This window comes from Dyadobacter crusticola DSM 16708 (genome assembly GCF_000701505.1).
GTDB lineage: Bacteria > Bacteroidota > Bacteroidia > Cytophagales > Spirosomataceae > Dyadobacter > Dyadobacter crusticola.
Genome location: NZ_JNJB01000017.1, coordinates 30,943 through 50,492, shown reverse-complemented (window position 1 = coordinate 50,492; position 19,550 = coordinate 30,943). Strand labels below are relative to the sequence as shown.

The following is a 19,550-nucleotide window of genomic DNA, read 5'->3' as shown; positions in this document are numbered from 1 at the left end:
TGATTACCAAACCACCTTTCCCAGCTTCTCCGCCGCTCTCAGAATTGTGTCATCGTTCTTAGCAAAACAGAAACGCAGCGTTTTGTACCCTTCGGGATTTGCGTAAAAGGCCGAGACTGGAATAGAGGCTACTTTAGCTTCTTTGGTCAATCTTTCAGCAAGTAGCACGTCATTTTCACCGGATAAACTTTCGTAGGAAACATTTTGGAAAAAGGTACCCTGAGAAGGTTTTACCTCAAACCCAATTCCATCAATCACATTCAAAAATAAATCTCTTTTCTGCTGATAGAATGCCGAAAGCGTAAGGTAATGCGCCGGTTCGTTCAGGTATTCTGCAACGGCAAATTGGAATGGAGTAACTACGCTGAAAACCAGGAACTGGTGTATTTTCCGGAACTCGGCAGTCAATGCAGCTGGCGCCAGACAGTACCCCAGCTTCCAGCCCGTAGTATGAAAGGTTTTCCCGAAAGAGCCGCACAAAAAGGTGCGCTCAGCCAAAGCAGGTATAGCAGCTGCCGAGATGTGCTTGCGACCGTCGAAAACAATGTGTTCATAAACCTCGTCGCTGATCACATACAGATCATGCTGCTCCGCCAATGCAGCCAGCTGTCGCATATCTGTTTCCGTCCAGACATTTCCAGTCGGGTTGTGCGGCGTGTTGATCATAATAGCGACTGTTTTGTCTGTAATTGCAGCAGCCGCTGCCGCCCAATCTACGGACTCATATTGCGGATCGAGGGTTACAAATACCGGCACGCCTCCATTCAGCTCGATCGCCGGCACATAGCTATCGTACGCGGGCTCAAAAACGATTACCTCGTCACCGGGATTTACAATCGTGGAAACAGCCACATACAAAGCCTCAGTTGCGCCGCTCGTAATTGTAATTTCTGTCTCAGGATGGTATTCCTTCGCAGCAGCTTCCCAGGTTTTCTTCGAGATAGCTTCCCGCAGTGACATCACTCCGGCCATCGGCGCATACTGGTTCTTACCTGATTGAATGTATTTATCAACTAGCTTTTGCAGTTCGGGCGAACAGTCGAATTCAGGAAAACCCTGTGCAAGATTGATCGCCTGCTGTTCCTCAGCGAGCCTGGACATTTTTGTAAAAATCGTAGTGCCGACATGCGGCAGCTTGGATTTCAACCGGGAAGTCGAAAACATGAAAATGGAAATTTGATTAGACTACTGATCAAGATCAATGAAATCGGACGAAAAATGCTTCATCCGAAGCGGGCTCACAGCCAGTTCTTCTGCCAGGAATGCAGGATAAATGCGCTCGTGTTGCAGCTCACTTATATCGATCCATTTAAACAAAAGATCCTCGGCGCCTTCGCTGCCCAGGAAGTCGGACTGGCTTTGCAAACCGGGTATCTGCATCTGGAAATAAAAACCTATTTCATGGTAACGGGTCCCGGTATACTGGAAGAAGTTTTCTGATACCCACAACATTTCACCCACTTCCACCGGCATTCCGGTTTCTTCCAGCATTTCCCTGGCCAATGTATCTTTGGAAAATTCAAAGATCTCTGCCCTGCCGCCAGGCAGACTCCAGAAGTAGTCGGAAGGTGTTTTATGCAGCAGCACTTTTCCATTCAAAATGGCCACGCCGGCCACACGATAGTTGAAGAGGGCGTCGCCAACTGGAAGACTGATCATTTATTTGAAGATTAATGCAAACCGAAATTACAAAATCCCGGTGGAAGACTGTCGCGTGATCAGCGAAGTTTTAAGCGAACGTATTTCGAATTCAGTAGTCCGCTCGGGATGTTCGATCAGCCTGATCAGCAGCTCAACTGCCTGCTGGCCCATATCGGTGGCTGGCTGCACTACGGCAGTAAGTGGCGGGTTCAGAAGCTCGGCCACGCTGATATTGGTAAAACCCACAATCGCAATTTCCTCAGGGATCCTGATCTTCCGCTTTTGAAGTACGGACATACAGCCCGTGGTAAGCTTGTCGCTTGCCGTAAAAATCGCATCCGGAGGCTCGGGCAGGTTTAGCATTTCATCGACAGCAGCCTCGTTTTCACTCACTAACTTGCCTCCATACTGACAGTATTTCACATAAGAGTCATCAAAAGGAAAGCCGTAATCTTCCAGCGCTTGCTTGTAGCCGGCCAGCCGCTCGGTTGTATTGGACAAATAAATCGGGCTTGTCAGGTGCGCAATGCGTTTTCTTCCGGTGAGGATCAAATGCGCTGTGGCTTCATAAGCGCCTGCAAAATTGTCGGCGACCACTTTATGCGTTTCTATTTCCTTAGGTACCCTGTCCAGAAAAACAATGGGCAGGCCTTTTTCCATTAACTCCTGGAAATGGACCAGATTGGTGGTCAGGCTCGCAAGTGACACCAGCAGCCCATCAACTTTCCTTGAAACGAGGTAATTGGTATTAGCAACTTCCCGCTCGTAAGAATCGTGACTCTGGAAAATTACAACGTGGTAGCCCAGGTTGTAGGCAATGGATTCTATTCCATTGATTAGCTGCGAAAAGAAGTGATTGGCAATCTCAGGGATAATCACACCGATAGACTTGCTCTTGCTGTCTTTCAGGCTTAACGCAATCGGATTTGGCCGGTAGTTCATTCGCTCGGCGTATTCCATTACCAGCCGCTTTGTCTCGGGATTGATTTCGTAGCTGTTCCTTAACGCACGGGAGACGGTCGACGTTGACAAATTGAGTGCCTTTGCAATATCCTTGATTGTAATTGCTTCCAAAAGAAAGTTTGTTTAGTCCAAGTTTTATTCAATACCCAGCCATTAACATCTAAAAGATTGAATGCTAAATAGAAAACGGCAAGTTAAATAGAGGATAAGTTCCGGGCTTTGTACTGCTTGCTGGCAACGTTCCCGATAACGATTGCACAAAAAAAGACAATTTGATATTTGATATTGCTAATAATTCAATCTAAACTCGGTCAGATGTAGTCGTAGTAGAACAGACGCTAAATTTAGGTCTTACCCCGAAAAAGCCAAACCAAAAAGCAAATCAGCGACCGACTTCCGCCATCGCCAAACTAATAACTCCACTGCCATGAATTATCTTTTCAGGGAAAAGCTCCGCCAGCTGAGGAACCACCCGGACGTGATTGTCCCCCAGGATACCGTTTTTCAGCTACCAGAGAAAGTACTCCAGTTCGGTACCGGCGCATTCCTGCGCGGGCTTGCGGATTTCTTCATTGATAAAGCGAACAGACAGGGCGTTTTCAATGGGCGGATCGTGGTTGTAAAATCCACCAGCAAAGGTGATTTGAAAGCATTTGAGCGGCAAAACAACCTTTACACACTTTGCACGAGAGGTACCCTTAATGGTAAACCCGAGGCGGAAAACATTATTTCATCGGCGATCAGCCGGGTGATTTATGCCAAAACACAATGGTCGCTCGTACTCGATCTGGCCCGCAATCCTGCGATCGGCATCGTCATTTCCAATACAACCGAAACTGGCATTCAGCTTGTGCAGGACGATATTTACCAGTGGCCGCCCGTTTCATTTCCAGGAAAATTGCTTGCCTTCCTTTACGCGCGCTATGTTGCATTTTCAGGTAGTCCGGAGCACGGCGTGGTAATTATTCCTACTGAGCTGATCACTGATAATGGACGCAAACTGGAAGCTATCGTTCTGGAACTCGCGCATCGGAATGGTCTTGAAGGCGCATTCATCGACTGGATTGAACAACATAACCATTTCTGCAACTCGCTGGTCGACCGCATTGTACCCGGCAAACCCGAGGAAACGACCCATAAAGCTTTGGAAGAAGAACTGGGCTACCAAGACGAACTGCTGATCACAGCCGAACATTACCATTTATGGGCGATAGAAGGCGACGAGACGATCAGGCAGAAAATCGGGTTTTACGGAATTGACGAGGGGCTTGTAATTGAGCCGGATATCGAGCTTTACCGCGAGCTGAAATTACGTTTACTCAATGGCGCACATACAATGGGCAGCGGGCTCGCGCATTTGTGCGGCTTCAAAACGGTAGCAGAAGCAATGTCAAACCCGGACTTCGCTGCATTCATCACTGACTTGATGCTCACCGAAATAGCACCGGCTATCCCCTACCCACTTCCAGACGGGCTGGCTGCCAATTTCAGCATGCAGGTAATAGAACGTTTTAAAAACCCGCACATTCAACATCAATGGCTAAACATCGCGCAGAATTATTCGGCAAAAATACTTGCCCGCGTAACACCTGTGTTCTTCAACTATGAAAAAAACCGGGGTACATTTCCAGAGCATGTCGCGTTTGGCTACGCAGCTTATATCTGGTACATGAAACCTGGCAGAAGAGACAGCGATCAGTATTACGGTCAGGCAAATGGCGAATACTACCTGATCAATGACGAAAAAGCCGCCTTCTTTCACCAAAAATGGCAAATGGGTTCACTTAATGAAATGGTAAAAAGTATTTTGAAAGACTCTTCAATCTGGGGTAAAGATCTGAGTAAAGCAGAATCCCTAATCACCGCAATCGCTGGACATTTACAATCCCTTAAACAAAACGGAGCAGCATCAAGCCTGAAAATGTTTGTTGCAAAAGCTGAGTTTGTTTGAGGCAAGAGCTACTGTCTGCTCAAACTGTTTCAGTTAATGAGCCTTGAACTAATATTTTATTTGAGCGATAATAAACTACACATTTAAAAAATCGAGAAGTTGTATTGCAAAGATTTGTATATCTAAAAAGATGATACGAGTTAACTTAGAAACGTTTATATTTCATACTTCGAAATCAATACAGTACACCAGTGCCTGACATTTTCCTCGCGATCAACTCTAAAAAACAACTTGTAGACCGCCCGGAAAGTCGCCTTGCCACCCACAAGGAAAATGACCTTGTCGATACCAATACGCCTGGCTAGCATAGAATCCAGGTGGGTGGAGATCTGAGAACTCAGCTTCCATAGCTAAATGCAAGATATCCCACTTGACTGTTTCAACAAAAGTCATGGGAAGGGCATTTGCCATAATAACATTTTTCAGTTTCCTCGAAACTAGAGGCTCTGTCATTTTCTTAGCTTCCCGCACTAACTCATTCCAATGCCTAAATCTCTCTTTCGAGATTTGTAAAATTTTTTCACGGAGTCTATTTGCTGCCTCTAATTGCAAATTATTCCATTCGTCAGAGGAGCAGAACACGATCGCCTCGTCCCACGATGACAACACTACTGCATGCTGTACATCATTTACTCCTATCCTTGTAAACCATTCCACTTGCTCAAGTTCTTTGAGAGTTTGAACTGTTTTGAAATCTAATACCATAGGTGTGCAATTAAAATAGTATTGAGTTTATTCAGTAATAGTAGACCGGAAACCTAGTTAGTCGGCCGAACAGGCACTGGTGCAGAAGCGTGGTAATCTCTTTGAATGATCGTTGCATATTTATCAAGCAGCTCCATGACACGATCGTGGGATTTGGAGCGGACAACCAGCCCGACATGGTAAGGTTCATTCATGCGCCAAACGATTTCAGGATCGTTGAAAACCGTCAGATCCGGCCACTCCTGCCTTGCAAGTGAAATGATGATGCCGGAGTATTCCTTGCGGAACGGGGGAAGCTTGTAATTTTCGCCTTTTGCTTCGGCAGTTTCCATTTTGGCCCATTCTTTCCAGAGGTTTATACCGGAAGAAGCGTCGACCATTTCCGAAAGATTGGCACCTCCCACGCGGGAAGATGTTTCCAAGAAATAATATTTACCGTCCTCATAACAGCGGATCACCTCCGTATGCGACGCACTGTGTTTCAAACCGAATGCTTTTAACAAATCAATGGCGAGCGTTTCCAGCGCGTGATCCTCCGCGGAATCAAATGGAACCGTCACTGACCTGAAAATCCCGCCGCCGTGCGCCACATCAAATGGAGGCGCCAGGTACTTGCTGTTCCACGAAAAAATAACCCGGCCATTGTACGAGATCGAATCGACATGGTAAACATCGCCTGGTTTGAATTGTTCCACCAGGTAAGCGTGCCGCTTGTCGCCGAGCTGGTGAATGGTCTCCCAGAGTTCTTCTGCGGTTTCCAGCTTTTTGATCCCGGTCGCAGAGGCTTCGGAACGTGGCTTGATCATCCAGGGACCAGCATATTTTTCGATGAACAAATTGATTTGCTCATCATTGAAAAGGGCTGAGAATGCAGGCACTAAGATTCCCGACTCTGCCGCTTTGGTACGCATAGCCAGCTTGTCCCTGAAATACCGCCCGGTGGTCTGCCCCATCCCCGGAATTCTGAAATACTCGCGGATATGGGCTGCTTTTTCAACATCAAAATCATCCAGTGCTACTACCCTGTCAATGGGCCGGCTCCGCATTACGTAAGCCAAACCATTGATAATCTCTGACATATTGTATGTTCCGTCCTCGCCTTCCTGCACGTAAAAAAACTCATCGACAGCCTCACGCGCCCAGGGTTTGTTTTCAAGTTTTTTTGCAGTGATCAAAAAAACTTTATTCCCTGCCTCTTTGCAGGCCGTGAGAAAATCGTTGCCTTTGAAGTAAGTGGAAATGCAGAGAAATGTCAGCGGTCGGACCATAAACAACTGGTTATGATGGAAAGTAGCATCGGTAAATCTAGCAAAAAGAAGCAGTCTGGCAAGTAAAGCCACAGTTAAATTTGAGTGACATTACAGCAAAAAACAGGCCAGCAAAGCGGTTAATGCTAGCTTAATGCAGTGAGATATTGCTTCAAAAGCCGGATCCCGTAAGCGGTACCTGCTCTGCCAGGCGCAAACTCCGTGTCGCCAAATGCCATTCCCGCAACGTCAAGATGTGCCCACGCGGCATGTGAATCTGTGAATACTTCCAGAAACTTGGCTGCGACGATCGCACCAGCCAGCGGCTTTCCGTGGTAATTTTTTACATCAGCAATATCCGAGCTGATTTCCTCTTTGTATTCGTCCCAGACCGGCAACCGCCACAAGCGCTCACCAGTTGCTTCTCCTGCCCTGGCCAGGTCAGTCGCAAGGTTATCGTTCGGGGTAAAAAGACCAGCCGCCTCATAACCGAGCGTCTGGATTACACTTCCTGTTAATGTGGCAAGATCTATTAAAATATCCGGCTGAAAATTGCGGACTGCATAACTAAGTCCGTCGGCGAGGATCAGGCGACCTTCCGCATCGGTATCGATAACTTCAATGGTTTTGCCGGAATAAGAACTGATCACATCACCGGGTTTCATCGCTGCACCGTCCACCGAGTTCTCGGTAGAAGGTATAATGCCGATAATGCGGACAGGGAGTTGGAGTTGTGCCGCAAGTTCCACCACACCAAGTACCGCCGCGGCACCGCCCATATCGCTTTTCATCAAATGCATATTGGCGGAAGGCTTGATGGAAATGCCACCTGTATCGAAGGTGACACCCTTTCCTACCAATGCCACTGTTTTGGTATAATTGGCCGGCACATATTCCGACACGATCATAACGGGCGGCTTTGCACTTCCTTTGCTCACAGCCAGCAATGCATGCATACCCAACTCCTGCAACTTCTCTTTGTCAAAAACAGAAACGCTGTATCCATTTGCCGCCCCTGATTTTTTCGCCCATTCGCCTAAACTTTCGGGTGTTTTATAGTTACCAGGCGCATTCATCAAGTCCATGATGCGCAGCTGCACCAATGCCGTTTTCTGTGCTGAGGAGATCGTCTCCTCTATTGAAGTCCCATCTTCCGTCAGGATCTGTAACAGGCCGCTTTCGAAAAATACACTGAAAGGTTTCGGCTCGGTTTTATAAAGTTGCAGGTTATAACCACCCAGAATAATCCCGATGATTGCATTTTCGATCCATTCCGGGCTCCTTCCTTTTGCATCCAGCACGATATGCTCCGGCCAGCGGTCTTTCCGCTTGAAGAAAAGTAAGCGAAAAATCCTGATCAAAGCAGACAACTTAGGCTCTTTCCCCAGACCAAGCCAAAGCTCATTGGACGAAAACCACCACAACTCCCCTTTCTCAGCCCTAAACATCAACTGATTCCCAGGCTCGGCACCCTGCTCAAAACTCCGCACAACCAGCAACCCCTCACCCCCATCAAAAACGTGCTCTATCCGCATATTCTTTTAAATAAAACTTTACAATAATAAGCTTGTCACGCTGAGCGCAGTCGAAGCGTTGTCCGGCTGAACGCACCGGACCGCCGGAGCCTTAGCTTGTCACGCTGAGCGCAGTCGAAGCGCCCCTACTCCATTCCACCCCGTCGCGTTGCCTTTCTTTGCTCCGGCCAGGTACCAGGCTGTCCATTTGAGTTTAATGGCAGCACAACTCTGTCCCTCGATGCTTTTGCAGGATCTTCGCTGGCCTGGTAAGCCATAATCGCAGCCAGTATCGCATTGCTTCTTACATCGTCAAATATGATCTTATCATAAGTATCGCGATTGGTGTGCCAGGTGTATGTTCCATAAGACCAGTTTAATGAGCTCAGCGAGAATGCAGGCGCGCCCACTGCCACGAACGAAGCAAAGTCGGAACCGCCGCCGCCAGGTGCGCCCGGGAAGCGCGTGTCGATCGGTGCCTTGATCGATTCAGGTACTTTGGACAGCCAGCGGCCGAGATAATCGTAAGAATTCAGGAAACCCTGTCCCTGCAAGCTCACCACGCGGCCTGTTCCATTATCCTGGTTAAAAAGCGCCTGAATGTTCTGAACGATCTCGGGATGATCTTCCACAAATGCGCGCGAACCATTGAGGCCCTGCTCTTCGCTACCCCAGTGACCTACCAGTATCGTGCGTTTTGGATTTGGATATACTTTTTTGAGGATTCGCATTGCTTCCATCATCACAATGGTTCCGGTACCATTATCAGTAGCGCCGGTACCTCCGTCCCAGGAGTCAAAATGCGCTGAAAGCATCACGTATTCATTAGGTTTTTCTGTACCCTTGATTTCACCAATAGTATTAAATGTCTGGGCTACGCCGGTTTCTTTGGCATCTGCCCTCACGCTGATCTTCGGAGTATGTCCCGACTCAGCCAGCCTGTACAACAAGCCGTAATCTTCCAGAGAGATATCCACAGTCGGGATTTTTTTGGTATACGCGCCGAAGATTTTATTGGCACCAAAACCTTTTGACCAATAACTCATTACAATACCTGCGGCTCCTGCTTTTTCAAGTGCAACCGGCAATGTACGCGCATTATAACCGCTCTTTTTGATCCGGTTTGCCCACGCTTCCGTTTTTGCGTCGCGGTCTTTCTTCATCTTTTCAAAAGACTCCTTCGTCGCAAACTCCTCCCAGTTATAGTCCGGCCGACCTGTGGGTTGGTGCATGCTGATCATCACAAACTTTCCTTTAGCAGATGGAAGCCATTTTTGAAATGCAACCGAATCGGCTACATCGGGCAGGATGATTACGTCCGCCACAACTGCTTTCCCCCCAGTGCCCGGACTCCAAGCAAGCTGCATTCCTTCAAGAGACTTTACACGTGGCGCCACCATATCAATGTGCGAAATGCCGCGCTCCCAGCCGCGCCATTCTCCCCATTTTTCATTCCTGGCAGCGATGTTCCAGCCTTTGTATTTTTCAACTGCCCATTCGTGTGCCTGCTGCATCTGCGGCGAGCCTACCAGGCGTGGACCTATTACGTCCATCAATTCGTGCGCCAGCTTTTCCAGTTGTGAATTATCTGTTGCTTCTTTAACGATATTTTCAACAATAGGGTCTTTTTGACCGTAGCTGACAAGTACGTGAAAGGTTAAGATCAGTATCAGGGAAATTTTCTTCATAAATGTTGATTTAACAATGATTGGTAAAACTAATGTATAAAATACCCGTGAGGTTTGGATGTGGTCTTGGAAAATTCTAAGTCGTTGTTACAATTCTATAATCAGGCAGAAAACTGCTATTTGTGATGTTCAGGCGATTGACAGCTTTTATCTTTTTTGCCAACTACTTTGTCGGGGCACTTGCTGTCGCATTGTCGCTGGAAACGATGTTTCAGCTGGGTTTGCCATTCAACTCAACCCCCTACTATATTCTGATTTTCTGCGCGACTGTCTTCTATTATACGATCGCCTACTCCACCGCTCCAAGCTCTTCATTTTCAGATAATCCAAGAACGGAATGGTACCGGAGCCACTATCGTTTCATTCGCAGCAGCCAACTTGTACTGTTTACAGTTTGCGCGGGATTGTCGGTGTGGTTTTTGGTAAAAGATTTTTCAAAGCTGTGGCACTTGCCGCTCGTCAACTGGCTGGTGTTAACGGCGGTGCCCCTGGCTGCATTGTTGTATTACGGTCTGCTTCCCAAATCGGTAATCTCTTTCAATCTGAGAAATACAGGCTGGCTCAAAGCATTCGTAATCGGATTTGTGTGGGCAGGTTTTGTAAACATTTTCCCGATTACAATGCTGAAAATCGAACAGGGCGTATCCGTGCAGGAACCGATATTTATGTTCTGGTTATTTGTCAAAAACTGGATGTTCTGTACAGTGAACGCAATTATGTTTGACATGAAAGATTATGCCGACGATGCCAACATTCAGCTGAAAACCTTTGCAGTGCGGTTTGGACTCAGGAAAACGATCTTTTATGTACTGGTGCCACTACTGCTGGTCGGACTAGTGTCCTATCTCACCTTCGCATTGTTCCGCCGCCTGAGTACGCCGACTATCCTCTTTAACCTCCTTCCGTTCGTCAGTCTGCTGGCTGTTGCTTTTACGCTGCAAAAACCCAAAAGTGTTTTGTTTTACCTGATTGTTATCGACGGATTACTGTTGGTAAAAGCCATTTGTGGCATTGCCGGAAGCTTTTTCACAAACTAAAACCTTCTGAAACGTGAAAAACAACTACGACCGAGTCGCCTGGATTTACGATCCATTGAGCAGGATTGTATTCCGGAATGCGCAAGTTCAGGCGCAGCAGGCACTTATTCCTTACATTCCAGAGAATGCAAAAATCCTGATCGCGGGAGGCGGTACCGGTGGTATCCTGGAAGCGATTGCGAAAAGGTACCCGGCCGGACTGCACATTACTTATGTGGAGATTTCAGAGAAAATGATCCGCAAAGCCGAAAAGCGGCACGCAGGCAAAAACGCAGTCGCATTTGTGCATGCAGCAATTGAGGATTATCATTCAACAATGCATTTCGATGTAATTATTACAGCTTTTCTCTTTGACAACTTCAAGCAGGAGAAAGCAGACCGGGTTTTTCAAAAGCTCGACGAATTGCTTCATCCTGGTGGAAAGTGGCTTTTTACAGATTTTTATATTGATAAAAAAAGCAGCCTGTCATGGAAGACGTGGCTGCTCAAATCAATGTACCTGTTTTTCAAATTATTTTCCGAAGTAGAAGCAAGTCAGCTTCCTGACACGGTCTCTCTTTTCAAAGGTGCAGGTTACCGCACGCTTTTCACCGCATTTTGGTATCAAAAGTTTATTCAATCGCAGGTTTACCAAAAACCTTAAACCAGCGCAGTCCGCCGCCGCCCGAAGATGAACCTTTCATTGAAAACAACAATGGAAACCAGGATCAGTGAGTAGCCGATGATCTGAATGGAATTGATGTTTTCGTGATAATATAACAATGCGATTGCGAAGTTCATCAGCGGGTTAATGTAAAGCAAAATGCCCATTGTAGAGGAAGTTACGCCTTGCAATGCGTACAGATTCAGGTAAAGCGGCACGATCGTAAACAGGACCGCAATTACAAAAATCAATGCATAAAACGATACTTCGGTAGGGATACCTTCGCTGTATGCCGGATAAAATGGCAGCAGGAGTAACGCTGAAAACAGGATCTGAACGGTTAACACCAGGAATTTATCCAGTCCGATATTCTTCCGCTGACTGACCAGGTAAAGTGCGTAAGATCCTGCTACGATCAAACTGTAAGCTATATCTGCTATATTATTGAAAGACAGCAACAAACAACTAAAAATACTTAATCCGACAGCGACCCATTGCCACTTGCTCAACTTCTCGCTCAGCACAAAGTAGGCGATTACGGTCGTCATAATCGGACAAACCAGGTAAGCGAACGAAGCGGCTTTGATGCTGATGTGGTTCATCACGTAAATGAAAAAAAACCAGTTGGCTGTCAGCAATATACCTCCCAGCAATGTAAGCCACACAGCCCGGAACCGCTGTTTCGCAGGTAATGCGCGGAGCAGCCTGACATTTTCCTTCAAAACCTTCACTCTGACAAAGAAACTGATCACTGCCATGATCACCGCACAAAGAAAAACGCGGTAGAAAAGGATATCAAGCGAAGCGTAGGCGGCAAGCGGTTTGAGCGCTAAACTGAAAAACCCCCAGATCACAAAGGAAATGAAGGCCGCTAGGTAGTATTTTGAAAATTTCATGCAACAAAAAAGTCAGCCGGAGAACACCGGTAGTTTTTCAACAGTAAAAAAAGAATGCAGGTTTCGCTCTCGTGGAAAATTGTCCTTCATGCCTCGCGATATTAGTTTCCGGTTATTCCAACCATTCCCGCGCTGAGTAACTCATGTTTTTGTAACCACTTAAAACTAACCCGATGAAACTGATCTACCTGCTCCTCTTTCCTTTTCTCCTGCAACCTGCATTAGCGCAAAAAACTTCATTGTCTGTTTATCTCAATGGCGGCCTGGGCTCGTTTCGCGGAGTATCGGCTGTTAAAACTACTTCGATTCGCACGGGAGGACCGTTTTGCAGGTGCGAAGGGAGTTCTGCAAACTCGTTTGGCGCAAAGAATGCGGTTTCCTACGGGGCCGGGCTTGTGCTTCAAAAACAATTTAAAAGCAATGTACTGCTCGGGCTCGATCTGGGTTATGAGCTTTTAAGGACGAAAGCGACCATAGAAGAATTACAGCTGGACGATATGATCATGCAAATCGCCGGCGGCAAGAGCGTGAGCTACAACCATTTTGCGAATATATTCCCGCATGCAGGTTACCAGTTTAATGTAAAGGACGACTTACACATCGGGCTCTCAGCCGGTGCAGATTTCGGGATCGGGCTCGATAGTTACCATAAACATACGGCACCAGATGTTTTTAAGAGATATTATGATAACACCGATATCATTCCGGGACTTGATTTCAGGCCGAGATTACAATTGGAAGTGGGCTCAGACAAACTGAGCTTAACTGCAGGATATTCTTACGGGCTGAAAAATTGGATGGGAAATTACGACGGCGGCAATCCGAGAGCTTACATGGACGTGATCAGACTTGGCGTTCAGTACCGCCTTTTCTAAAAAACAAAGTCGGACTGGAACCTAAGCCGGTACAATTACCTTCATTGATCAGGTAAACACATTGAAACCGGTATGAATTTTTCTGATATTAAGTTGATTGCGACCGATATGGACGGTACGCTTTTGAACTCTAAACATGAACTGCACGAGTCTTTTTACCCCATTTTCAGAAAGATCAAAGAACGCGGGATCATTTTTGTAGCAGCAAGCGGGCGGCAGTATTTCAATCTTACAAAAACGCTGGCGCAAGTTTGTGACGAGGTCATTTTCGCAGCGGAGAATGGAAGTTATGTTGTTTACAAAGATGAAGAAATCCACGTTCAGGCTACTGATCCGGAGCTGGTAAGAGAGCTGGTCACCGTTTCACGCGGCATTCCGAATACCTACCCGATTATTTGCGGAAAGAAAAAAGCGTATGTTGAAAATGACGATCAGGAGTTTATAGATCATCTGAAACTTTACTTTGAAAGATACGAGATCGTTGAAGATCTGCTCGAAGTAAAAGATGACCAGTTTCTCAAATTCACCGTATGCGACCTGGCAGGGTCAGAGGCTAATAGTTACCCGCATTACAAGAAGTACGAAGATGTATTGAAGGTCAAAGTCTCGGGCCCGATCTGGCTGGACATTTCCGACAAGAAAGCCAATAAAGGACGCGCAATGGAGGTTTTGCAGGAGAAATTCAACATCACGCCGGAACAAACAATGGCGTTCGGCGACTACTTGAATGATCTTGAAATGCTTACAAAAGCGGAATATTCCTACGCGATGGCGAATGCACATCCGGACATCAAAAAAATAGCCCGTTTCATCGCCAAAAGCAACGATGAAAACGGGGTAGTTGAGGTACTTACGGAGTTAATGGATTAACTTCTAAGCAGTGTATTTCTTGAAAATGGACGTTGCTGTGTGGCCGCCGAAACCAAAGGTATTGTTCAGCGCATAGTTGACAGTCTGTTTCACTGATTCTCCAAGAATGATATTCAACCCTTCGGGCACGTGTTCATCCAGGTTTTGAGTGTTGATTGTTCCCGGAATAATATCATTTTGAACAGAGAGCGCACAGACAATACTTTCTACCGCACCTGCGGCTCCAAGTAAGTGTCCGGTCATAGATTTGGTGGCACTGATCGCAACCGGGTGATCGCCGAAAACTTCCTTGATCCCGTTCAGCTCGCTCATATCCCCCAGTCCGGTGGACGTGGCGTGGGCATTCACATAGTCGATCTTGTCGGGCGTGATACCTGCCTCTTTCAATGCTTTCCGCATTCCGAGCGCAGCACCCATTCCGTCGGGCGGAGTTCCGGTAAGATGGTAAGCATCGGCCGCCATTCCACCACCCACAATTTCAGCATAAATCTTTGCACCTCTGGCAACCGCAAATTCAAGATCTTCCAGGATCAATGCGGCTGCACCTTCGCCCATTACAAATCCATCACGGTCTTTGTCGAATGGCCGCGAGGCGGTTGCAGGATCGTCGTTTCGCTTGGAAAGTGCCTGTGCGGCGCCAAAACCGCCGAGTGCCGAATAAATAATGGCAGCTTCCGAACCGCCAGCCACCATCACTTTCGCCTTGTCCATTCTGATGGTATCAAAGGCGGCGATTAATGCGGTGTTGGAAGATGCGCAGGCAGATACGGTACAATAATTGGGACCGTGCAGCTTGTGGCGGATCGAAATCACACCTGCGGCGATATCCACAATCATCTTTGGAATAAAGAACGGACTGAAACGAGGTACTCCGTTCGATGCATGGAATTCGAGCAGCTGGTCTTCAAACGTACCCATTCCGCCATTTCCCGTTGCCCAGATCACACCTACATCGTAGCGGTCTGTAATATCCATTGCTTCAAAATCCAGTGCAGCATCTTTGATCGCCATATCGGAAGCAGCAATCGCGTACTGGGTATGCAGATCGTATTTTTTAAGCTCCTTTTTCTCGATGAATTCTTCCGGATTAAAGTCCCGGACCTCACAGCCGAATCTCGTTTTAAACTTGGAAACATCTAATTTCGTAATGGTAGCCGCACCGCTTTTGCCATTCACAATATTTTCCCAGAATTCGCCCACCGAATTCCCCAGGGGAGAAATCACTCCCATTCCTGTAACAACTACTCTTTTCATAAAAATTTGAAACGTTTTCGACAACTGCGGAGCTGATCAGTCAAACTCCTCAGTCACTGCATCTTTGAACATAACCGACACGAGCTTCTGCACCCGCGGGCCTAAAATCAGTATCACAGGGACAACAATCACGTAGGCCATGCTCCAAGATTTCAGCCAAATCACCAAAAAATTGGCAACAAATCCAATATTTACGGAAATCAAAGTAAACGAAATCACACCCGTCGTAATGATGCCCAGTACCAATGCGAAAGCTATTTTCTGTCTCATAATTCAGCCACTTTATCCTGTTTATTAAAGAATGCCTGCACCGGCCCGATCAGAATTTCACATCCGGATTCATCGCCCGCAGCGCCTCGCCTGGCGAGCTCAGGTATAATTGATACAGCGACTCTGTGTTCCCCACGCGCACTTCAAATGTCTCTGTTTCAAATGCATTGAAAAGTTCGTCCGCAACTTCCTTAGGCGGGATACCATTTGCGCCACCGATTTCCTGCGAAAATTCCGTGTTGACAAGAGGCGGCATCAGCTCGAATACTTTGACAGAACTACCGGCCAGCGTAATGCGCAGTGACTGGGAATAAGAATGCAGCGCAGCTTTGCTTGCAGCGTAAGTGGCAAGCTGGTGGTTTGCCGCAATCGCGGCAATGCTCGATACATTTACAATCGCTGCGTCAGGCGCGTTTTTCAGGGTTGGCAACAGCGCCTGGTTCAACCGGATTACGGATAAATAGTTGGTCAGCATTTCCTCTTCCGCAATGGAAGCTGCATCCTGGTCACCATCCAGCTTGTAATAAAATGCGCGGCCTGCATTGTTGATCACCACATTCAATTCCGGAAAATCGGCTGCGACACGATTTACGAGAGCAGCAATAGCATTTTTATCGGAGATATCGGATACAATTGGCGTCGCATTTTTGAGCTGTGACGCAGCCTTGGCAAGTCGCGCCTCGTCCCTGCCGGTGATGATAACCTTGTTCCCGTTTTCTGAAAAAACTTTTGCTATCTCAAAGCCAATACCGGCACTTCCTCCTGTGATCAGAATAGTGTTTCCTGTAGTCTTCATTGTTTTACATGCTAATTGTTAAATATTATATACCGATCGGTATATTTTTAGGCAAAATTTTTTATTCCAAATCCTCGATCATTTTCTTGACAGACTTCATAATCGCATTCCGGTAATTTAGTTTTCCAGTCACCTTACCAATCATAATACCGCCTTCGATCAATGCAACGATACTGATCGCTGCCTCGTCGGGATCCACCTTTGCATTGAACTCGTTTGTGGCGATGCCCTTTTTGATCAGGTTTGATATCGCGTTTGTCCAGTTGTTAATAGCTGCTGCGGCTCTTTGTTTTAACTCCGGGTGAGTATCGTCGGCTTCCGTAGATGTATTCAGGATCGGGCAGCCGCCGGCAGGGAAAGGGTGTTGGAAAAAATTCTCGTAAACATCTGCATACACCATCAGCTTTTCCTTGAAAGTGTCTTTTTTGTCCATTTCAGTGGAAATCGCCGCGAACATGCATTTGATGTTATGGTCAAATGCGGCCAGTGCCACATCATCTTTGTTTTCGAAATTACCGTAAATGCTGCCTTTGGTCAGTCCGGTCGCATTGATCATATCATTCAAAGAAGTCCCGGCAAAACCTTTCACATTGAAAATTGGTGCCGTTTTTTCGATGATATACTGCCGTGTCCGTTCTGCCTTGCTCATTATCATTTTGTGTTGATGAAACAAAATTATACCGATCGGTATAATTATCCAAACTTTTCAAGACTTATCTTTAGAAAACAAAAAAGCGGCCAGGTTCAGAACCCGGCCGCTGCACTAGTTACGTGATGCCTATTATTTGCTGGCTACGCGCCAGATCGTATTACCCGAATCATCGTTAACCAGCATTGAACCATCTTCCAGTACAGTGACCCCCACCGGGCGACCATATACTTTCTTTTCGCTTTCAACAAACCCGGTTAAAAAATCCTCAGGCTCTCCGGCAGGTTTGCCGCCTTTGAATGGAATAAAAACCACTTTGTATCCCGAAATCTTTGAACGGTTCCAGGATCCGTGCTGCCCTACAAATGCGCCATTCTGGTACTTGGCCGGAAATTTTGCTTTGTCATAGAAAGCTAAACCAAGCGAAGCAGTGTGTGAGCCAACTGGAACGTCCGGCACAATGGTCTTTTTAACAAGATCAGGCCGCTCTCCTTTTCTTCTCGGGTCTTCATTCTGGCCAAAATAAGCATACGGCCAGCCGTAGAATCCACCTTCCTTCACGCTGGTTACATAGTCAGGCACGAGGTCGTCCCCTAATTTATCTCTTTCATTTACCGCAGTCCACAACACATTGCTGCCAGGCGCCCAATCCATCCCGACCGGGTTTCTCAATCCGCTTGCATAAACTCTCTCCCCGCTTCCGTCCGGATTTACTTCCAGGATATTAGCCCTTCTTTTTTCTTCGTCAATCCCGTGTTCAGCTACATTACTGGCCGAACCTACTGAAATGTAAATTTTTGATCCGTCTGCATTCGCAAGCAGGTTTCTTGTCCAGTGGTTATTGTAACCGCCCGCTGGCAACTCAACGATCTTTTCACCTTTGCTGGTGATTTTTGTATCCCCCGGCTTGTAAGCATACCTGAAAACACCGTCGGTATTAGCTACATAGAAGTAGTTGTTCAACACAAGCATTCCGAGCGGCTTATTCAACTTTTCCATGAATATCTCCCTGATTTCCGGCTTTCCGTCCTTGTTAACATCACGAAGAATGGTAATCCTGTCGGCGCTTTTCTTGGTACTTGACTCCGCCACGAATACATCGCCATTCGGCGCCTGGTAAGTCCATCGCGGACTATCGAACTTATCTGCATACTTGGTAACCACAAATCCCGCGGGAGCCACTGGCATTTTACCTTCTGGCCAGCCTGCTTCTTCAGGGCGGTTTTCAACAGATTCTGTTGTAAATGGGGCTGGCAAAGTCAGACTGCCTGTTTCAGTTTCAGCTGAGTCGGGCCCAGCCTGCGCAGCTTCCTCCTTTTCCTTATCACTAACTTTACTGTTGCATCCGGCCACAGTAAATGCAGCCATGAGATATATCGCGGCGAGTTTTTTAATGTTCATACTGGTTTGGTTTTTAGCAAAAAAAGCAGGTTGCGGTTTTTCAACCTTCAACCTGCCTTTGCAATAATAATGCCAGCAAAAATCTATATCAGTCCACTCTGTCTTAAAACGCGTTGCTCGTCTCCGGTGATAAATGCGAATATTTTCAGCGTGCCATTTAGATGTTGCAGGAAGTAAATCGTACTGAATTCAATGGAACCCTCCGCTTCATCTTTGACATAAAATGATTGCCAGCGCACATCCACGAGATAATGCAGATCATCGAGCTCGGTGATATCTACCTGCCTGATCTCCATTTTGCTGATCCCTATCGACCGATAGTATTCATATCTTTTTGGAACAGCCTCCAAAAACTGCGCGTCATTTTTCCCGCCTGATACCCCTGCCGGGCTTGCCTCAACGAAAAACTCGGAGAAAGCTTCTGCGGTATCTTCTGCAACTGCATTTCCTGCCAAACCTTCTTCAAATCGTTTTTCATATTCCTCAAAAAACGCCTGAATACTATCATTTATATCGTCCATCTTCCTCTTGGCTTGATTGTAAATACAAACAAGGCAAAGAACTATGCCAATATGCAGCGAAGGCTAAAACGTAACCGGCACTTCAACTACAGTCTTGTCCCAACCCATGAACATCTTTGCCGAAGTATCAGACACTTTCTCAAAAACAATGGAGAAATTCTCAATCGGCTCGGCGGCAGCTTTGGGGGTCGCAGTTACCCGCAATACATCGCTCCCCTCTTTATATTTGTAAGCGCCCCAGTAATCGAGATCGGTGCTGAGGATCACAGTCCATTCTTTCTCGCCCGGTATCGTAAAAAGTGAGTAAGTACCCGCTTTCACTTTCTTCCCGCCAAATGTTGCATCCTGATAAAACTTGATCTCCGTCGCTTCGTCCGCACCGGTTCTCCACACTTTCCCGTAAGCTTCCAGTTTGCCAAATGCCTCTCTGCCTTTTAAGGCCGGCCGGCTGTAACTTACCTTAACAAGCGCCTTTTCACCATCTTTCCGGTCGTGGGCAAAATGGTCGGGGAAGTAGGCGATATCACGCGGACTCTTATCCAGCGGTCTGAACTTTTGAGCCTGCGAAGTGAATGCAGCCAGAACAAGCAAAAACGTAACGATAATGTTCTTTTTCATAAATGGTTTTT

Annotated in this window: 20 protein-coding genes; 5 read left to right on the top strand and 15 right to left on the bottom strand. The window is 46.8% G+C overall.

Going from position 1 to position 19,550, the window contains the following annotated elements; translation table 11 throughout:
- Window positions 1-3: 3 nt before the first annotated feature.
- Genes Q369_RS0119000 through Q369_RS0118990 form a run of 3 tightly spaced genes read right to left on the bottom strand, consistent with a single transcriptional unit; the run spans window position 4 to window position 2,715 of the window.
- A complete protein-coding gene (locus Q369_RS0119000) occupies window positions 4-1,164 on the bottom strand; it encodes a methionine aminotransferase (protein WP_031529368.1) in 1,161 nt (386 codons plus the stop codon).
- 21 nt (window positions 1,165-1,185) lie between these two features.
- Complete coding sequence (locus tag Q369_RS0118995; protein WP_031529367.1) at window positions 1,186-1,659, bottom strand: NUDIX hydrolase; 474 nt, start codon at window positions 1,657-1,659, stop codon at window positions 1,186-1,188.
- Between the two features lie 27 nt (window positions 1,660-1,686).
- Window positions 1,687-2,715, bottom strand: coding sequence for a LacI family DNA-binding transcriptional regulator (locus tag Q369_RS0118990; protein ID WP_031529366.1), 1,029 nt, complete (start codon window positions 2,713-2,715; stop codon window positions 1,687-1,689).
- A 316-nt stretch (window positions 2,716-3,031) separates the two neighbouring features.
- Between Q369_RS0118990 and Q369_RS0118985 the strand changes: the two genes are divergently transcribed.
- Window positions 3,032-4,555, top strand: coding sequence for a tagaturonate reductase (locus Q369_RS0118985; RefSeq protein WP_031529365.1), 1,524 nt, complete (start codon window positions 3,032-3,034; stop codon window positions 4,553-4,555).
- Between the two features lie 219 nt (window positions 4,556-4,774).
- Here Q369_RS0118985 and Q369_RS0118980 read toward each other — a convergent pair whose 3' ends face one another.
- The 4 genes from Q369_RS0118980 to Q369_RS0118965 form a co-directional block, all read right to left on the bottom strand.
- Window positions 4,775-5,260: a hypothetical protein gene (locus Q369_RS0118980; RefSeq protein WP_031529364.1), complete on the bottom strand. Its 486-nt coding sequence runs from the start codon at window positions 5,258-5,260 to the stop codon at window positions 4,775-4,777.
- Between the two features lie 53 nt (window positions 5,261-5,313).
- The gene (locus Q369_RS0118975; RefSeq protein WP_031529363.1) at window positions 5,314-6,528 is read right to left on the bottom strand and encodes an ATP-grasp domain-containing protein; all 1,215 of its coding nucleotides are present in this window, start codon (window positions 6,526-6,528) and stop codon (window positions 5,314-5,316) included.
- Window positions 6,529-6,653: 125 nt separating this feature from the next.
- Entirely contained in the window at window positions 6,654-8,042 is a 1,389-nt protein-coding gene (locus Q369_RS0118970; protein ID WP_031529362.1) for a leucyl aminopeptidase family protein, read from the bottom strand.
- A gap of 125 nt (window positions 8,043-8,167) precedes the next feature.
- A complete protein-coding gene (locus tag Q369_RS0118965) occupies window positions 8,168-9,709 on the bottom strand; it encodes a M20/M25/M40 family metallo-hydrolase (RefSeq protein WP_031529361.1) in 1,542 nt (513 codons plus the stop codon).
- A gap of 125 nt (window positions 9,710-9,834) precedes the next feature.
- On the opposite strand from Q369_RS0118965, the gene Q369_RS0118960 reads away from it, so the two are divergent.
- Entirely contained in the window at window positions 9,835-10,746 is a 912-nt protein-coding gene (locus Q369_RS0118960) for a UbiA family prenyltransferase (RefSeq protein WP_031529360.1), read from the top strand.
- A gap of 13 nt (window positions 10,747-10,759) precedes the next feature.
- Window positions 10,760-11,389 (top strand): class I SAM-dependent methyltransferase, encoded by a 630-nt coding sequence (locus tag Q369_RS0118955; protein WP_031529359.1) that lies wholly within the window; start codon window positions 10,760-10,762, stop codon window positions 11,387-11,389.
- Here the strand turns inward: Q369_RS0118955 and Q369_RS0118950 are convergent.
- Window positions 11,386-12,285, bottom strand: coding sequence for an EamA family transporter (locus Q369_RS0118950; protein ID WP_031529358.1), 900 nt, complete (start codon window positions 12,283-12,285; stop codon window positions 11,386-11,388). The genes Q369_RS0118955 and Q369_RS0118950 overlap by 4 nt on opposite strands.
- Before the next feature lie 173 nt (window positions 12,286-12,458).
- Here Q369_RS0118950 and Q369_RS0118945 point away from each other — a divergent pair, with 173 nt between their 5' ends.
- Together Q369_RS0118945 and Q369_RS0118940 are read left to right on the top strand one after the other, a co-directional pair.
- On the top strand, window positions 12,459-13,160 hold the full coding sequence (locus Q369_RS0118945) for an outer membrane beta-barrel protein (RefSeq protein ID WP_031529357.1): 702 nt from the start codon (window positions 12,459-12,461) through the stop codon (window positions 13,158-13,160).
- A 72-nt stretch (window positions 13,161-13,232) separates the two neighbouring features.
- Window positions 13,233-14,030, top strand: a complete 798-nt coding sequence (locus tag Q369_RS0118940) for a Cof-type HAD-IIB family hydrolase (protein WP_031529356.1) — start codon at window positions 13,233-13,235, stop codon at window positions 14,028-14,030.
- Between the two features lie 3 nt (window positions 14,031-14,033).
- Here the strand turns inward: Q369_RS0118940 and fabF are convergent, their stop codons facing one another.
- From fabF to Q369_RS0118905, 7 genes are all read right to left on the bottom strand, one after another.
- Window positions 14,034-15,284 carry a beta-ketoacyl-ACP synthase II gene (gene fabF / locus Q369_RS0118935; protein WP_031529355.1) on the bottom strand — a complete coding sequence of 417 codons (1,251 nt, stop codon included), beginning with the start codon at window positions 15,282-15,284 and terminating at the stop codon, window positions 14,034-14,036.
- Window positions 15,285-15,320: 36 nt separating this feature from the next.
- Window positions 15,321-15,554: a DUF2798 domain-containing protein gene (locus tag Q369_RS0118930; RefSeq protein WP_031529354.1), complete on the bottom strand. Its 234-nt coding sequence runs from the start codon at window positions 15,552-15,554 to the stop codon at window positions 15,321-15,323.
- Window positions 15,555-15,603: 49 nt separating this feature from the next.
- On the bottom strand, window positions 15,604-16,350 hold the full coding sequence (locus tag Q369_RS0118925; protein ID WP_031529353.1) for an SDR family oxidoreductase: 747 nt from the start codon (window positions 16,348-16,350) through the stop codon (window positions 15,604-15,606).
- Window positions 16,351-16,411: 61 nt separating this feature from the next.
- Entirely contained in the window at window positions 16,412-16,999 is a 588-nt protein-coding gene (locus Q369_RS0118920; RefSeq protein ID WP_031529352.1) for a TetR/AcrR family transcriptional regulator, read from the bottom strand.
- A gap of 132 nt (window positions 17,000-17,131) precedes the next feature.
- A complete protein-coding gene (locus Q369_RS0118915; protein ID WP_205624339.1) occupies window positions 17,132-18,400 on the bottom strand; it encodes a PQQ-dependent sugar dehydrogenase in 1,269 nt (422 codons plus the stop codon).
- Window positions 18,401-18,483: 83 nt separating this feature from the next.
- Entirely contained in the window at window positions 18,484-18,921 is a 438-nt protein-coding gene (locus Q369_RS0118910; protein WP_031529350.1) for a DUF6841 family protein, read from the bottom strand.
- A 63-nt stretch (window positions 18,922-18,984) separates the two neighbouring features.
- On the bottom strand, window positions 18,985-19,539 hold the full coding sequence (locus Q369_RS0118905; protein ID WP_031529349.1) for a DUF2911 domain-containing protein: 555 nt from the start codon (window positions 19,537-19,539) through the stop codon (window positions 18,985-18,987).
- Window positions 19,540-19,550 lie beyond the last annotated feature (11 nt).

What these genes read in the sequence shown, in the direction of transcription:
- Q369_RS0119000 (WP_031529368.1), bottom strand. Translation starts at nt 1,164, where the DNA reads ATGTTTTCGACTTCCCGGTTGAAATCCAAGCTGCCGCATGTCGGCACT.
- Q369_RS0118995 (WP_031529367.1), bottom strand. Translation starts at nt 1,659, where the DNA reads ATGATCAGTCTTCCAGTTGGCGACGCCCTCTTCAACTATCGTGTGGCC.
- Q369_RS0118985 (WP_031529365.1), top strand. Translation starts at nt 3,032, where the DNA reads ATGAATTATCTTTTCAGGGAAAAGCTCCGCCAGCTGAGGAACCACCCG.
- Q369_RS0118980 (WP_031529364.1), bottom strand. Translation starts at nt 5,260, where the DNA reads ATGGTATTAGATTTCAAAACAGTTCAAACTCTCAAAGAACTTGAGCAA.
- Q369_RS0118975 (WP_031529363.1), bottom strand. Translation starts at nt 6,528, where the DNA reads ATGGTCCGACCGCTGACATTTCTCTGCATTTCCACTTACTTCAAAGGC.
- Q369_RS0118970 (WP_031529362.1), bottom strand. Translation starts at nt 8,042, where the DNA reads ATGCGGATAGAGCACGTTTTTGATGGGGGTGAGGGGTTGCTGGTTGTG.
- Q369_RS0118965 (WP_031529361.1), bottom strand. Translation starts at nt 9,709, where the DNA reads ATGAAGAAAATTTCCCTGATACTGATCTTAACCTTTCACGTACTTGTC.
- Q369_RS0118960 (WP_031529360.1), top strand. Translation starts at nt 9,835, where the DNA reads ATGTTCAGGCGATTGACAGCTTTTATCTTTTTTGCCAACTACTTTGTC.
- Q369_RS0118950 (WP_031529358.1), bottom strand. Translation starts at nt 12,285, where the DNA reads ATGAAATTTTCAAAATACTACCTAGCGGCCTTCATTTCCTTTGTGATC.
- Q369_RS0118945 (WP_031529357.1), top strand. Translation starts at nt 12,459, where the DNA reads ATGAAACTGATCTACCTGCTCCTCTTTCCTTTTCTCCTGCAACCTGCA.
- Q369_RS0118940 (WP_031529356.1), top strand. Translation starts at nt 13,233, where the DNA reads ATGAATTTTTCTGATATTAAGTTGATTGCGACCGATATGGACGGTACG.
- fabF (WP_031529355.1), bottom strand. Translation starts at nt 15,284, where the DNA reads ATGAAAAGAGTAGTTGTTACAGGAATGGGAGTGATTTCTCCCCTGGGG.
- Q369_RS0118930 (WP_031529354.1), bottom strand. Translation starts at nt 15,554, where the DNA reads ATGAGACAGAAAATAGCTTTCGCATTGGTACTGGGCATCATTACGACG.
- Q369_RS0118925 (WP_031529353.1), bottom strand. Translation starts at nt 16,350, where the DNA reads ATGAAGACTACAGGAAACACTATTCTGATCACAGGAGGAAGTGCCGGT.
- Q369_RS0118920 (WP_031529352.1), bottom strand. Translation starts at nt 16,999, where the DNA reads ATGAGCAAGGCAGAACGGACACGGCAGTATATCATCGAAAAAACGGCA.
- Q369_RS0118915 (WP_205624339.1), bottom strand. Translation starts at nt 18,400, where the DNA reads ATGAACATTAAAAAACTCGCCGCGATATATCTCATGGCTGCATTTACT.
- Q369_RS0118910 (WP_031529350.1), bottom strand. Translation starts at nt 18,921, where the DNA reads ATGGACGATATAAATGATAGTATTCAGGCGTTTTTTGAGGAATATGAA.
- Q369_RS0118905 (WP_031529349.1), bottom strand. Translation starts at nt 19,539, where the DNA reads ATGAAAAAGAACATTATCGTTACGTTTTTGCTTGTTCTGGCTGCATTC.